13 protein-coding genes are annotated in these 14361 nt (G+C 59.5%); 10 read left to right on the forward strand and 3 right to left on the reverse strand.

Annotation, left to right across the window (positions count from 1 at the left end; genetic code table 11):
- The first annotated feature begins 218 nt into the window (after positions 1-218).
- The 10 genes from G6P99_RS28150 (at position 219) to G6P99_RS28195 (ending at position 10467) form a co-directional block, all read left to right on the forward strand.
- On the forward strand, positions 219-1634 hold the full coding sequence (locus G6P99_RS28150; RefSeq protein WP_246709797.1) for a tyrosine-type recombinase/integrase: 1416 nt from the start codon (positions 219-221) through the stop codon (positions 1632-1634).
- Positions 1634-2404, forward strand: a complete 771-nt coding sequence (locus G6P99_RS28155; protein WP_165124141.1) for a hypothetical protein — start codon at positions 1634-1636, stop codon at positions 2402-2404. Before G6P99_RS28150 ends, G6P99_RS28155 begins: the two co-directional genes overlap by 1 nt.
- A gap of 179 nt (positions 2405-2583) precedes the next feature.
- Positions 2584-2736 carry a hypothetical protein gene (locus tag G6P99_RS28160; protein ID WP_165124144.1) on the forward strand — a complete coding sequence of 51 codons (153 nt, stop codon included), beginning with the start codon at positions 2584-2586 and terminating at the stop codon, positions 2734-2736.
- Positions 2736-3029, forward strand: a complete 294-nt coding sequence (locus G6P99_RS28165; protein WP_165124147.1) for a VCBS domain-containing protein — start codon at positions 2736-2738, stop codon at positions 3027-3029. Before G6P99_RS28160 ends, G6P99_RS28165 begins: the two co-directional genes overlap by 1 nt.
- Complete coding sequence (locus G6P99_RS28170) at positions 3026-4099, forward strand: PriCT-2 domain-containing protein (protein ID WP_165124150.1); 1074 nt, start codon at positions 3026-3028, stop codon at positions 4097-4099. The genes G6P99_RS28165 and G6P99_RS28170 overlap by 4 nt, the downstream gene beginning before the upstream one ends.
- The gene (locus G6P99_RS28175) at positions 4096-5229 is read left to right on the forward strand and encodes an AAA family ATPase (protein ID WP_165124153.1); all 1134 of its coding nucleotides are present in this window, start codon (positions 4096-4098) and stop codon (positions 5227-5229) included. Before G6P99_RS28170 ends, G6P99_RS28175 begins: the two co-directional genes overlap by 4 nt.
- Positions 5230-5795: 566 nt before the next feature.
- Positions 5796-6101, forward strand: coding sequence for a hypothetical protein (locus tag G6P99_RS28180; protein ID WP_246709638.1), 306 nt, complete (start codon positions 5796-5798; stop codon positions 6099-6101).
- Positions 6098-7603 carry a terminase large subunit domain-containing protein gene (locus tag G6P99_RS28185; protein ID WP_246709640.1) on the forward strand — a complete coding sequence of 502 codons (1506 nt, stop codon included), beginning with the start codon at positions 6098-6100 and terminating at the stop codon, positions 7601-7603. Before G6P99_RS28180 ends, G6P99_RS28185 begins: the two co-directional genes overlap by 4 nt.
- Positions 7604-7997: 394 nt before the next feature.
- Positions 7998-8672 (forward strand): recombinase family protein, encoded by a 675-nt coding sequence (locus tag G6P99_RS28190; RefSeq protein WP_165124159.1) that lies wholly within the window; start codon positions 7998-8000, stop codon positions 8670-8672.
- Positions 8673-9120: 448 nt separating this feature from the next.
- A complete protein-coding gene (locus G6P99_RS28195) occupies positions 9121-10467 on the forward strand; it encodes an adenylate/guanylate cyclase domain-containing protein (protein ID WP_165124162.1) in 1347 nt (448 codons plus the stop codon).
- A gap of 1335 nt (positions 10468-11802) precedes the next feature.
- Here G6P99_RS28195 and G6P99_RS28200 read toward each other — a convergent pair.
- The 3 genes from G6P99_RS28200 to G6P99_RS28210 form a co-directional block, all read right to left on the reverse strand.
- On the reverse strand, positions 11803-12048 hold the full coding sequence (locus G6P99_RS28200; protein WP_165124165.1) for a DUF6894 family protein: 246 nt from the start codon (positions 12046-12048) through the stop codon (positions 11803-11805).
- Positions 12049-12312: 264 nt separating this feature from the next.
- Positions 12313-12516: a hypothetical protein gene (locus tag G6P99_RS28205; RefSeq protein ID WP_165124168.1), complete on the reverse strand. Its 204-nt coding sequence runs from the start codon at positions 12514-12516 to the stop codon at positions 12313-12315.
- Positions 12517-13477: 961 nt separating this feature from the next.
- The gene (locus G6P99_RS28210) at positions 13478-13606 is read right to left on the reverse strand and encodes a hypothetical protein (RefSeq protein WP_256434685.1); all 129 of its coding nucleotides are present in this window, start codon (positions 13604-13606) and stop codon (positions 13478-13480) included.
- Between the last annotated feature and the right edge of the window lie 755 nt (positions 13607-14361).

Consider the following 14361-nt stretch of genomic DNA (forward strand, 5'->3'; position numbering starts at 1 on the left):
GGAGTGGCAGGGCTCGAACCTGCGACCCCCGGTTTTGGAGACCGGGGTCACACCATTACCTGGCACCACCTGGCCTAACAATACCCCGGTATTTATCTGCAGAAACCCCTCGGTTTGCTGCCCTTGTTACCCTATGTTAGCCACTACGGGTAACATGGCTTAACGGCCCGTTGGCGTTACCCCGACGTTACCCCAGAGAGTAGGCCGCCGCCTTGCCAGTGCTCACCGCCGCAAGTATCGCGAAGTACAAGCCGCACCCCACCAAACGCCGCGAGATTTCCGACAGCAAGGCGCAAGGGCTGTACCTTGTCATTCAACCCAAACCATCCGGCAGGAAAAGTTGGGCCGTGCGGCTTCGCAGAGTAGTAAATGGCAAAATCAAAACAGCCAAGATTACTTTGGGCAGAGTTGACGACCCCGAAGTCGAGCCAACCGACGACCCGGTGCAAGGCGCGGCGCTGACCTTGCTACAGGCCCGCGCGCTTGCCAATGAGATCGACCGTAAGCGCGCCCGGGGCATTGACGTGGTCGCTGAGACCAAGGCCGAAAAAAAGCGCAACCGTACCGCTGCTGCCGATCGTGCCGCCAATTCTTTCGGGGCCATCGTTCGCGAGTTCTTCGTCGACTACCGGACCAAGCGGGATACCCGCCCCCGCCGCTGGCGCGAAGATGCGGGCGCTTTGGGGCTGCGATATCCGCCCGACAGCGATCCCGCGAAGGTAACGCCGGAAGTCATCAAGGGCGGGCTCGCCGAGAAATGGGCCGATAAGCCGATTGCGGAAATCGACAAATACGCCGTGGATATCGAAGTTGATGAAGCTCGTAAGCACGGCAGCACCGGCAGGGCGCGCAAGATGTATTCGGCGTTGAGCGTCTTGTTCAATTGGCTGCCGCTGAAATACGGTGTCGATATCAACCCGATGATCGGCACCAAGAGCAAACCGAGGACACCCGACCGTCGTAAGCGCACGTTAGACAAGGCTGAGATCAAACTCTTCTGGCAAGCCTGCGATAAAATCGGCGGAGTCTTCGGCCCGCTGTACAAGACGCTGCTGCTGACCGGGTGCCGATTGCGCGAACCGGCTGGAATGACGCGCGTCGAACTTGGCGACGGTGATTGGGAAGTCCCCCCTTCCCGCACCAAGAATAATCTGCTGTTCCTAGTGCCGCTGCCGCAACAGGCGCTTGAGATCATCAACAGCGTGCCAGCGCCGCCAGTGACGAAGAATGACGAAGCCTCTGGACATAATTTCGGGCTGGTGTTCACCACCAACGGCCGGTCGCCAGTCAGCGGCTTTAGCAAAATGAAGGAGGCACTCGACGCCGAGATGGCGAAGATCGCGGGGCAGCCGATCAAGCCTTGGCGCGTGCACGATTTGCGCCGCACCTTTTCCACCTTCTTGAACGAATCCCCGGATGACGGCGGGCTTGGTATCGCGCCGCATATCGTGGAGGCTTGTCTCAATCATATCAGCGGAGAAGCAAAGAAAGGCGTGGCTGGCACCTACAACGCGGCGAAGTACTTGTCGGAAAAGCGGGTGGCGTTGCAGCGGTGGGCCTCGCACCTACGGGATATGGTGGGCGACAAACCAACCAATGTCGTGGATCTCCCGAGCAAACCGCGGGGACGGTGATGAGAAAGCAACCCATCAAAAGTGTGAGCAAACGACACATCAAGACTGACGGCCTGTCTTTGGCCGATGTAATCGAGTTGAAAAACATTGCGTTTGAATGGGAGCGGCAGGACGCAATGTGGGAAGCTGAAAACGATTTCGGCTATACCGTGCGCTGGCCCGTCATGCCTGCGCCGATCACCGCCGTCGGACCGGTTCTTACCGAGGCGGATAGAGAAACATTGATAAAAGAAATGATCCTCGACTCACCGGGGGCAACGGGAGGTTGGGAAGAAGTTATCATTGTGCCCGGCGCCACGGTGGAGGAAAAGGCGGCGCACCTTGCCGCCCGGAAGGCGCAGATTCCGTCGCACGTATGGCCCAAGCTATTGCTTGATCTGGTTGTTGATCTCATACCCCCGCTCGAGTCGCGGCCCAAGACGTTGATCGCGCTGCTGCAGGACGAACTCGGCCTACCGAAAAATCACGAAGTGGGCTTTTGGCCAATGACGGCCGGAATGCGTGACGACCGTGGCGGGCGAGATCACGAGGCGCGGAACTGTGCCTCGGACATTGACTTGAATCACCTCGATCCACTGCTCACGCACAAGGACATAACTATACGCAGTAACGCCGCGCCGATGACGCTCAATGAGTTGCAGCGTAAGGTGAAGGCAAAGTTGGGACGCGCACCCGACAGGAAGACCTTACGCGAATGGCGCGAGAATTTAGATTATTGGAACTTAACACAGCGTCACCGGCAGGCGCAGCTCCGGGCGCGGGGCAAATGAATTTTATGCCCCATGGGGCGCAATAAACATCTGCCCCCGCCTTTTAAGGCCGCCCTGCATGGGCAAGTTTGGTACCGTTAACCACGGGACCACACACCATGCCAAAAACATCGCCGACAATCCCCGCAGATCAGCTAGTTCCCGACCCTGCCGTTGCGAAGGAGTTTTCGAGGTGTCTTATGACCCTCCACCGCTGGACGAAAGATAAGAAGCTGGAATTTCCCTCGCCGGTTAAGATCCGCAACAAGAATTATAGGTCGCGCCGCGCTTTGGAGGAATTTAAGGAGCGGATGACGCGTGAGGCCATCACCAAGCGTGCGGATGCGAAGTGATGGCAAACAAGATGAACCATGACGCCATATGGAACGCCTGTCGCGAAGCGCGGGATGCCGATGCGTCGCGAAAGGCGCGCGATGCTGCCAGAGTAAGTGCAGCGGCCCTTGCACTCGGACACTTCAAGCAAAACGAAAGCGGGCAATGGGTGTACGAGTGTCCCGACAAGCAGACATTGGCGCTGCGCAGCACCGTGAACGGCGATGTCCGTGCGTCTAGTTCTGGCGTGACGACCTGCCCTCTTGTGCCGCGGATTCAGCAATGGCTGCGCGACAATGGATTCCAGTCATGAAGGGATCCATCGCACGCAAAACCCCCGCCGTTCAAATGATGCGGTTATTTCCCGCCAGTCAGCGGGCGCATGCCACCTACATTCTCGACAAGTCCACGCACCAACGACGCGACCGCGACGGCAAGTTAGAGGTGCATTACAAGACGGTGCGCAAACCGGTCACGCTCTATCTGTGGAAGCGGCACCTGGCCGGAAAATGTCCGCTCGTTCTCAGCTTGGCCTGCGACGATAGCACGAGCGGCGTGAGTGTGGTTGATGTCGACCAATACGACATCGACGTTACTGACATCGTCAGAGCGATCAAGGGGCGCAAGCTCCCGTTCTATGTTCGGCTCTCCAAATCCGGTGGCGCACACGTTTATGCCTTTCACGAAAAGCGAATCCCGGTGGCAGAGGCGACCGCGGTTGCGGAGGGAATGGCCCGAAGCCTCAATCTCGCCAAGGTCGAGTTTTTCCCGAAGCCGCAGAACCCCGACCCCACCGTGCTGCCGAAGTCGCTGAGCATGCCCTATTTCGGCGGCGCTGGTGGTTTTATTCGCCCCGGTTCCAAGGTGGCGGACCAGATGCACGTGGAAGAGTTTCTGCGCAACGTCGCTCGCCTGACCGCCGAGCAGCGCGCCGGGTTGACTCGACTCGCCACGCCTCCGAGAAAAACATTAGCCCGCAAAAACAAGAACCATCACGTCCACGATCCGGTGCTGGCGGCCGTGATTGAGGCCGATGCGGGGAAGGGTTTATCGACTGATCCCGCTGACACCTTCCCGGATGATCCTGACCCCGAGTTGAAGATCAGGGTCGCGCTGTCCGTCATCCCCAGCGACGACTACGAGGTTTGGTTTCGCATCGGCGCAGCAATTTACGCGGCGCTCGGCGACGCCGGGTATGCCGCGTTCGACGAGTGGTCAAGGGAGTCGTCTAAGTATGAGCGGCGCGCATGCGAGCGCAAGTGGCGCGAATGCGCAAAGATGGGCTCGATCGAAGCCAGGACGATATTCTGGCACGCCGATCAGCACGACCGCGGCTGGCGCACATTATATCGGCGGCTGCTCAACCGCGAGGTGGCGGCATGAGCAAGCCATCAATCAAGTCAATCAAGCAGGCCAATGGGAAGAGCTACGAGTTGGTTTGCGCGAAGGATGTTATCATCAGGGCAAAGCAATGGGTCTGGCCCGGCCATCTCCTTCGTGGTGCGCAGGAGCTTCTCACCGGCATTCCGGGCCTTGGGAAATCGCAGACCCAAATTCATTTCATCGGTTGCGTGAGTGCTGGTCTCGCGTGGCCGGATGGTGCCAAGGCGTTGCCCCCTGCGAACGTGATCATGCTTACAGCGGAGGATGTCCTTCAAGATGAGGTGGTGCCAAGGCTGCTGGCCGCCAATGCCAACGTTGAGCGAGTGCACATTCTTAAGAAAATCAGAAAGGACGGTCAGGATCGTCAGTTTCTGCTCGGCGAGGATCTGGACATGTTGGCGCGGGCCGTTGCCGAGATCGGAGAAGTCGGCCTCATCACCATCGATCCAATCACTGCGTACATGGGGGGCAAGGTAGACAGCCACAGGACGACTGAGGTGCGCAGCCAGTTGGGTCCGCTAAAGGATTTCGCCGAGGGTCATAACATCGCGATTTCAACTATCACCCATCCGCCGAAGAGCGCGGGGCAAAAGGCCATCGACCACTTCATCGGGAGCCAAGCATTCATTGCCGCCGGACGAATTGGCCACGTGTGCGTCGGCGAGGTAGAGGAGGAAGCAGATGGCACAAAAACTCCGACCGGGCGCTATCTTTTTGCCAACGCAAAGAACAATCCTCACACCAAGATGCCAACGCTCGCCTATCGCATCGCCGAAACCGTCGTCGGCCGCGACGCTGAGACGCACGACAACATCGCTGCGCCGCATGTGGTGTGGGAAGGTGCGGTGGACATCACCGCTGATCAAGCGGTTGGCGCTGCGTCGCAAGGCGAGGGCAAGAAGAAGCAGCGCGGACAGCAGGAAAAAGTTCAGGCGTTCCTGCAGTCCATCATGAACCGCGCACAGCCGGAGCTGCTGGGTGGCGGTCCGACCGTGGATGCAAGGGTCGCAATCGCTGAAGCCGCGAAGCAGGGCATAACAGAGGAGCAGCTCAAGACCGCGCGCCAAAAGATGGGCATCAGCTCAACACAAACGCCAAATGGGTGGGTGTGGCGGGAGGAGGACTTCTGAACCGGACGGTCTCTTTAATGCCCATAGCCTCTCTGCCCTTCTGGCGGCAAATACAAACACTTAGTCGCAGGGGGGATTACCTTTCTGCCCCAGAAGGTACCTTCTGCCTCAGAAGGGCTGTTAAGTGTTTGTTTTTGTTATCAGAAGGGCAGAGGGTCTCTAAATGCTAATATGCCCCCTGCCGGACTCTTACCCCACCCCTGCTGTCCAGCCCTAACGGAGCGCTGCCCAGCGTCTTTGGCTGCCTAGCTAGCCCCACAAGCCCTGCCAATCGCGATAACGCACCCGGCGACCGCGCTACCAAGGTGCCGCGCCTCCGCAGGGGGCCGTGTCCCTGGGCCTGGCCTCCACATTTTTTGCGCCTGCATTGGCTCATGGTTCTTGGAAAATCCGCAACAAACCCATGGTTTTAAGAATATAATCCTTGTATATTGCCGGCTGGTAGCGTGCGGAAAGGCAACTAATAGTTGGCGTCTAGTTCCTTAAAATCCCATGGTCGCTCGCGGATCAGCAATGGATCATCGATCCTGCCCGGCGTCGATGGTCGCTTGGCTTGGGTGCGGCGGTTGCGCGATCTCATCGACCTGCATCTGTCCGATCTCGGTGGCGACGCCGCCGTGTCAGAGGCCGAGCGCTCGATCGTCCGTCGCTGCGCGACCCTGACTGTTGAACTCGAACGGATGGAGGTAGGCTTCGCGATTGCGGGCGAGGCACAGCCGGACCAGCTGGAGCTCTACCAGCGGACAGCCAACAGCCTCCGGAGGCTCCTCGAAAGTGTCGGCCTTGGACGCCGACCTCGCGACGTAACGCCGAGCCTGCACGAGTACATTGCGGGCAGGTCAAATTCGCGGGACGACGAGACGCACCCATGACCCCGGTGCGTCCACCGCTGACGATTCTCGACGCTGGGGCGGACGAAAAGTTGTTCGCGCCGTGGTTCAGGGATCGCGCAACGTGGAACGCGTGGTTTGCCTTGCTTGCCGCACTGTTCGGACTGCCGCTGACCGAGGAGCAGCTCGCAATCTATCGGGAATGCACCGGGCGCGACTCTCCGCCAACCGAACCAGCCAGCGAGGCCTGGCTGATTTGCGGGCGACGGGCTGGCAAGAGCTTCGTGCTGGCGCTCATCGCGGTGTATCTGGCGGCGTTTCACGACTATCGCAGATACTTCGCCCCGGGTGAGCGCGGGACGGTTCTGATCATTGCCACGGATCGAAAGCAGGCACGAACAATTTTCCGCTACATCCGCGCGCTGCTGACGGAAGTCCCGATGCTCGCAAGGCTCATCGCTCGCGAGGATCGCGAGACCCTTGATCTGAGCAATTCAGTCACGATCGAGGTGGGCACGGCATCGTTCAGGTCTGTGCGCGGGTATACCATCGTCGCCGCCCTCTGCGACGAGATGGCCTTCTGGCCGACCGACGACAGCGCCCAGCCCGACTACGAAATTCTTGACGCCTTGCGCCCAGGCATGGCGACGATTCCAAACGCGATGCTGCTCTGTGCCAGTTCCCCGTACGCGCGGCGCGGCGCGCTGTGGGATGCCCACCGGCGGCACTTTGGCAAGGATGGCGATCCGACGCTGGTCTGGCAAGCGTCCACGCGCACCATGAACCCGACCGTACCGCAACGCGTGATCGACGATGCGACGGAACGCGATTCCGCCAGTGCTGCGGCCGAGTACGGCGCACAGTTCCGCGCCGACGTCGAGTCCTTTGTTAATCGAGAAGCCGTGGAGGCTTGCGTTTCGGTTGGCGTGCTTGAGCGCCCGCCGATATCCGGCGTCACCTATTCGGCGTTCGTCGATCCGAGCGGCGGTAGTGCCGACAGCATGACGCTGGCGATCGGCCACCGGCAGGATGACGTTATCGTACTTGACGCAATTCGCGAGCGTCGGCCGCCGTTCAATCCCGAAGACGTCGTGCTTGGGTTCTCCAAACTCCTAAAAAGTTACCGTGTTTCACACGTGACCGGCGATCGATACGCAGGCGAGTGGCCACGCGAACGCTTTCGCGAACATGGGATTCTTTACAAGTTGGCGGAGAAACCAAAGTCGGATCTCTATCGAAACCTCTTGCCTGGAATCAATTCGCGAATGGTCGATTTACTCGAAGATGGGCGACTGTTTGCGCAGATCGTTGGCCTTGAGCGTCGCACTGCACGAGGAGGTCGTGACAGCATTGATCACGCACCGGGCGTGCACGACGATGTCGCCAACGCCGTAGCCGGTGTTTTCGATATGCTGATAGCCCACAAATCTGGATACAGCTCGATGTCGTGGGTCAGTGGCCTTTACGACGAATACCATGACGACAAAGGTCGTCCAGTGATCCGAACCCCGCGCGGGACGGGACGCGCTGATCGTGTCGCCTAAACGCGCTCGCCGAACCTCGCGGACGCCGTGGTGATGGCCTACCGGCCGGTCGAGCTACGGCGGCCCCGCGTGGGGTGTCTCGATGGATGTGGGACGCTTTAGGGCAACCTTTGGATTCTTCGCACCAGGGGCGCCAGCAACCGGCCTCCTGGCCCAAGTCGGGCGCCCCGTGGTGGCCACCGCCAACAGAGGCCCTTGTCGGTGCGCCAGGGGCACTTGTGCGGGCTTTCGCTGAAAATCTCCCACCGCAGCCCAAGGGCATTCCAGCGGCTCGCCTGCCCCGCAGAAAATTTCCAAAAAATCATTCAATTACAGTATGTTAGTCCCATTGCCGTGAGTGCCTGTAACACGCCAACGCCGGTTGCAGTGTTGCACGTCTTAGGATTATAGTCTCATGACCAAGACCGCCATTGCATACATCCGCGTTTCGACCGTGCGGCAGGGAAAGTCAGGCCTTGGACTCGAGGCCCAGCAAGCGGCGCTGGCCAGATTCGCTGAAGCCGAGGGCTACGACCTAATCCAGACCTTCAAGGAGGTCGAAACCGGTAAAGGTGCGGATGCCCTCGATCGCCGACCGCAACTCGCGGCGGCGCTGAAGGCGGCAAAGAAAATCAAGGCTCCGATCGTCGTTGCCAAGCTGGATCGGCTGAGCCGTGACGTTCACTTCATTAGCGGGCTGATGTCGCACAAGACGCCGTTTATCGTCGCAGAGCTGGGCGCTGACGCCGACCCGTTCATGTTGCATCTCTACGCCGCGCTGGCTGAAAAAGAGCGGGCGATGATCTCCCGACGCACTCGGGACGCGCTCGCGGCTAAAAAGGCTCAGGGCGTTAAACTGGGCGGGCTCAACGCAAGGGGCATCGCGAACCGCAACGAGGCGATGGAACGCGCCGAGCAGTTGCGTCCGATCCTGACTGAACTCGCTGGCCGGTCCGCGCGGGCCACGGCCGCGGCGCTGAATGAGCGCAAGATAGCGACTCCCACCGGCGGGAGATGGCACGCCGCTACTGTAATCCGGGTTCAGAAGCGAATTGGAGAACGGCCCCCAGCCTGTTGCGGCGCAGTTTAGTTCGTTCGCCAGCATGATCTTTTGTTTCAGTTTCGCGGCGTTGGAGATACCGCACCCTGGAGCGAACGGCGGGTCCGCGGTGTGTCGAGGGAGTGCTGGAATGATATTGGCGAGATGAAAACTGAGGATTGGAAAGCAAACAAAGCTGCCGCCGGCAATCGAGATCGTCGTTCGGCCCTGCGGCGCTCGTATAAAAGGTCGGTGATCTGTATTCGGCGGACGGTTTCACCCCTATCGGCGCCGAAATGTTGGAAGCCGATGACCGAGGGTCAAAGTTCGGCGCTTATTCACAGCTCCGTTCCTTCTCGGCATCGCTGCCGTTACACCGACATTGGCTTTTCCGGTTCCGGCGCTTGGGTGATAAGATGACAGCCCGTGGCGAAGGAAGCGAGGAATGGCGCCGTGCGCGGCGATACGTCGAATACGAGCCCATAACGTGGTGCAATCGATGAGCACGCCAGATCTGCCAGAGACGCACTACACCCGAAGCGGTGACTTGAACATTGCCTACCAGGTAATGGGCGACGGGCCGATCGATCTGATCTTCGTCCCCGGAATGATCACGCATCTCGAATTCATGCATGAGCTTCCCGGCTACACCGATTTTCTCCGGCGCCTCGCCGCTTTCGCGCGAGTCATTACCTTCGACAAGAGCGGTCAAGGTCTGTCCGATCGGTATCTCGGCATGCCGTCCTTCGAGCAGCGCGTCGACGACCTACGCGCCGTCATGGAGGCAGTCGGATCGAGGCGGGCGGTCCTGCTAGGCTGCTCTGAGGGCGGGCCGATCTCCATGGTCTTTGCTGCAACCTTTCCCGAACGGGTCTCCCAGCTAGTTCTGTTCGGCAGCTTCGCGCGATTTAGCAGCGCCCCGGGCTACTCATTCAGACCCTCGGGAGATGAGATAGTGGGCCGCGTAGACGGCGTTTGGACAGCCGGCTGGGGCACCGGCGTAACCGTCCGCCACTTTCTTCCGAGCCATGCGGATGATCCCGATGTTGCCCGACAGTACGCCAAGCTGGAGCGCTTGGCCTTCAGCCCCGGTGCTCTCAAGATCGCGGCTCGGTACAACATTGAAATCGATGTGCGGACCATCCTTCCTGCGATCCGCGTGCCGACTCTGGTGCTGCACCGTCAAGCCGACGTCATGTCGATCGAGAACGGCAAGTTCTTGGCGTCACAGATTCCCGGCGCCAAATTCTTGGCTTATGCGGATTGTAGCGATCATCTCATCTTTCCAGGCGACCGACCGCGCCTGTGCGGCGACATCGAGGAGTTCGTCACCGGGCACCGAGAGGCGACCGCGCCGGATTTCGACCGGGTGCTGGCGACCGTCTTGTTTGCCGATATCGTCGATTCAACACGGCGGGCGGCGGAAATGGGCGATCACGCGTGGCGTCGGATGCTCGACGAACACGACGAAGCGGCCCAGCGCATCGTGGTCCAGCATCGGGGAAATCTCGTTAAGACGACCGGCGACGGAATCCTCGCTACCTTCGATGGCCCCGGACGCGCGATCCGTTGCGCGCTGGCATTCGAAGCTGCAACGAGGCGCTTGGGCTTGCCAGTGCGAGCTGGCCTTCACACCGGCGAAATCGAACTACGCGATGGCGATATCGGAGGCATCGCAGTCCATGCGGCCGCCCGAGTCATGGCACAAGCGGGGCCGGACGAAGTTCTTGTCTCGCGAGTGGTTACAGACCTCGTCGCGGGTGCCGGACTGAGATTCTCCGATCGCGGAGCTCACGAGCTCAAGGGCCTGCCCGGACGCTGGGACCTCTTCGCGGCGAGCGCATAGAAAAATATCACCTCTGAATTTATCCCCACCGAGGACAAGATACCGATAAGACATCATTTAGCGTATCCCCCGGCTCGTCGAACACTGTACCGACCAAGGCCCTGCCTGAGGTCGACGACCGGCATGGCCCTGATGGCCCAAGGCAGCGCGCGCGAGTAGCATGAGCCGCGATCGACACGGTGACCGATCCTGCAGCCAGCCCAGACGATCAAGCCAACCGCAAGCGCAAGCTCATCAAGGGGCCTGAGGAATTTCAGAAGGTGCGCCGTGATCGAAACCGGAAATGAGCAATGGACGCGGCCGGCTGGTCGATATTGGGCTGATGGCGAAGCACTCGATTCGAGGTCCGCTATGAACCGATCCTCGCCAAAAGGTGAACTGTAGACGCACTACCAGCGCCTTTGCCCGGTCGAATGAAAGGCGAGGACGGTGACAACGCCCAATAGCGCAGCCCCGACCCAAAAGTGCTCAGCGATCATAATATCCGCCCCTCTCTTTACCATTTGGGAAGGCACAACACGTGCCAAGGAGGGTTAGCCGGCATCCGGGTTTCATGACGGTCCAGCCGATTGACGCGGCGAGAGCCCATACCTGCGTCTGCATTGGATGGCCTCCTTCGCATGAAACGAAGAGGCCGCTGGCGCTGGACAGCGGTTTCCCGGCCCGGATTGAAGATTTCTTGGTGGCAAAATCCTGCCCCGGGTCTTGCGCTTATCAAGCGCTAGTGCGGCGCCGTTGTGGAGTCGAAATGCTGGTTGCACTTAAGGGAACAAGTGTGACGTTGCGAGAGCGACACACCCCAGTGCGTTCGTCACGGCTTCCGACCCTGCATAAGCCTCACCACGGCCGACGCTACCAAAGCAAAAACGACGACAACGGCAAGCGCTTCAACGGACCATGTGCTCAAAACCTCCAACATCGGGCTGAGTCTCTCATCTGGCTATGCCGCCCTCCGTCAATTTAACCCATCAAAACGACTGCCCTCTGCGACAAATCGCATCGAGCGTCGCACGGCCACTCGTACCGTGTGTTTTGCTCGGGCCGATCCCGACAGCAAGCCTATAGAGAGCGCGTGAGAGCCTTGGCGACGACGTTGCCGGACGACACCCGCGGTGCGCCTGGCGCCAGATCAGACGGCGGCTGCGCCGAGCCAGCCCGATCGTACGGGGGCGTCTCGTTGCTGAACACGCGCGTAGGAACGTTCTCGAGCGTCGTAATGGTCGCAGCGATAAGCGCAATCGCGAGCGCGACCACAAATACGATCAAAGCAGTTCGGCGATTGGCCAGTGCAATGCACTCCAACGCAGACCGATTCAACGCCATCAAGCGTAGGCCTTACTGCAACTTCTTTTCGATCTCGAAGGTGAACTTGAGCTGCATCACAGGGCCCTTGTCGTCTCGGACCTCTATCGCCATGCGGTGGTTGTGTACGCGCTGAGACTGATACACGACGTCCCGGACCATATCTGCCACCGACTTAGCAGCCTCCATTTGCGCCGCCTGCATGCTGTTGAGTTCCAAGCCCTCCTCATCGGGGGCCAACTCCTCACCGTCGCGCAGATCAAAATAATAGCGCGTCATGCTTCGCCTTCCTGCGTTACTTTGTCAAAGCAGGCAGGCAGAACAGGTTCCTGACGCGAGGCTAATGCCTTTTAGGGGCTGGAACCGTCTCTATCGCTATCATGTCAGCATCCCGAAGTGTCACGCGCCGCCCGGTTGCAGCGGCGATTTTTCGAGCCACCATTCTCGCGGTTTCATCGTCGGCAAGGTCGAGAGCGAACACTTCCCGAGTCTTAATGTCGGGACTTACAACGTCTCTGATGATGGGACGCTGGTTCGTCCGCTTCACTTCGGGCTCTGCAGGCCGGCGGAGGAAAGCCATTCGCCTATATGTGAGGCGGTCTCCATCTGCCGGGCCTTTTTGAGCGCCGCCTCCTTGGCCGCGCCAACGGGCAGTTCGGTGGCCATCGCCCGCAGGCGCTGTCCTTCGTCACACAGACGTTCTTGAAGGGGTTGGTCTTGTTTGAAACGCCGCCGCTTGATGACCATGGGACGCTCCTTTCCCGTTCGAGGAAGGCGGGAGCGCTAACCGGGCGGTCTCATCACCGATAAAAGCCACTGATCCGGGCGGTGATAAAGGCTAACGCCCGCCCCTTGGCTGCAGTTCCAAAGGAACTTCGTTCACGGCTACGTGTCCCCGCCGCGGTGTCGCGAGTTGCATGGGATCGATCCCTCGGACGTTCGGGATGGCTAGTCATTTGGTCTATTGTCTGTGGTGATTGCTGACACGTCGCACCGTTCGCAGAACAGATCGATGCTAGCGAGATTGCTAGGCTGATTCACGACTTTAAAGCCTCGTGGAAGCTGCTCCACCATGGTTGTCTGGCCCGGCTCATCAAGTTCGGCCAAGTTGGCGACGCCGGTAAGCCCACAACGCGGGCACTTTAAATAAGCCTTGAAGTGATCCCTCGAGGTCATCCGCCAAATATGCGGTTCGAGGCATAGATTTTCCAGCCCGGACCCGCCATCGCCTCATGCCGCGATTGCTAGCGACTCCCATTAACCGTGCCCATCTTGGGGGGCGCGTCTACCGATCGAATGATAGAGCCTCGCTTGCCACAGACCGTGCAAATGACCGCGGCTCGAGATCTGACAGCCGCATCTCGTCCGGCCATCTCGCCGCGTCCATCTGGATGTTATGCGAGCACCGATAGCCTTTGCAAAAGACGATGATGCGCGTGGCGCCCGTTTCGCGCATTCGCCGAACGTGATCTTGATGGGGTAGTCGCTCATGGGGCCGACCACAGCCGCTTCGCGTGCCGACGGCAATCCCACGAAGCCTAGCGGGCCGCTATCGGTCCATCCACCATCCTCGGTCAAGGCAATCCGCCCGCAGCTATATCGCGCTAAAAATAAAACCCATGAGCAACAGCGCCAGCAGAACAGTTGCTCCTGCTATCTTTAGCACTTTGCCTGGTACTCGCAGCTTTGCGGGCTGGTTCATAGCTTGTCAGCCCGGGAACTGCGGCTGAATAAGCGATGCGATCATCATGGCCGCGATCAGAAACGCTGGCCCGCAGCTGACCAAAGCAGCTAGCCAAAGCTCCGAATCGCGAAACATCTCGTAATCGTCTTGCATGGCTCGGTTCTCCAACAGGTCGAATTATCAACGGAGGGATCTGGAGGGCGTTCCGCGGCCCGTTGCTACAGTTTGACTTGAGTTGTTGGCGGAACCTGTAGCGAGCGAAAAAATTGACTCGTCAGGGAGATTCCTATGACACAAAAAAATCGGACGTCACCTCGGCACGCAAGCGATATCGAGAAAACGCCAGTATTTGATCGAGCTGGTGTTGCGCCGAAAATCTGAGCGACGGTTCAGATGAGGCACTCGTTCGGCATTCCGCCCGCTGGTGACGATCGCGTCAGGAGAAAAGCGCGATTACGGGTCCTTGAGAACGACTCCTGAGTTTGGGATTTTCAGAGCGTCGAAAACACTGGACTGAACGGGTAACCTCGCTTCAACAGCGTAGCCCGGTGCGTCAAGATGGCGCCTCACGGCCTCTTCCGCATCTTGCCTGCCTGACACTCGAGAATAATAGGTCCGCGACGCTTCGAGATCACCAAACGAGCGTGATCTCACGTTGACCGCCCAGCCACTCGACATAAAACCTCCTAGGTTGACCGCCTCAAGCCCTTTCTCGGGCTCAATTGCCACCTCTCTCACGCAGCGGTGACGGAGCAGCGCCGCGCCTCGAAGACCATGCTGGCCCGATCGGCTAAATTCTATTCCTCGTAAAGGGGTTTGTTCCTAGCGGCTGCGCTGCGCACTTCCGCCCCGTCAGGTCTGCAGAAGCGTTGAAATAGTCGAGTCGAGGCCGCCAATCTTGCGGCGAT

The organism is Bradyrhizobium sp. 6(2017), from assembly GCF_011058295.2.
Taxonomy (GTDB): Bacteria; Pseudomonadota; Alphaproteobacteria; order Rhizobiales; family Xanthobacteraceae; genus Bradyrhizobium; species Bradyrhizobium septentrionale.

Excerpts from the sequence above, each read along its gene's own strand:
- G6P99_RS28185 (WP_246709640.1), top strand. The coding sequence starts at position 6,098 with ATGACCCCGGTGCGTCCACCGCTGACGATTCTCGACGCTGGGGCGGAC.
- G6P99_RS28155 (WP_165124141.1), top strand. The coding sequence starts at position 1,634 with ATGAGAAAGCAACCCATCAAAAGTGTGAGCAAACGACACATCAAGACT.
- G6P99_RS28195 (WP_165124162.1), top strand. The coding sequence starts at position 9,121 with ATGAGCACGCCAGATCTGCCAGAGACGCACTACACCCGAAGCGGTGAC.
- G6P99_RS28210 (WP_256434685.1), bottom strand. The coding sequence starts at position 13,606 with ATGCAAGACGATTACGAGATGTTTCGCGATTCGGAGCTTTGGCTAGCT.
- G6P99_RS28205 (WP_165124168.1), bottom strand. The coding sequence starts at position 12,516 with ATGGTCATCAAGCGGCGGCGTTTCAAACAAGACCAACCCCTTCAAGAA.
- G6P99_RS28170 (WP_165124150.1), top strand. The coding sequence starts at position 3,026 with ATGAAGGGATCCATCGCACGCAAAACCCCCGCCGTTCAAATGATGCGG.
- G6P99_RS28175 (WP_165124153.1), top strand. The coding sequence starts at position 4,096 with ATGAGCAAGCCATCAATCAAGTCAATCAAGCAGGCCAATGGGAAGAGC.
- G6P99_RS28190 (WP_165124159.1), top strand. The coding sequence starts at position 7,998 with ATGACCAAGACCGCCATTGCATACATCCGCGTTTCGACCGTGCGGCAG.
- G6P99_RS28165 (WP_165124147.1), top strand. The coding sequence starts at position 2,736 with ATGGCAAACAAGATGAACCATGACGCCATATGGAACGCCTGTCGCGAA.
- G6P99_RS28200 (WP_165124165.1), bottom strand. The coding sequence starts at position 12,048 with ATGACGCGCTATTATTTTGATCTGCGCGACGGTGAGGAGTTGGCCCCC.
- G6P99_RS28160 (WP_165124144.1), top strand. The coding sequence starts at position 2,584 with ATGACCCTCCACCGCTGGACGAAAGATAAGAAGCTGGAATTTCCCTCG.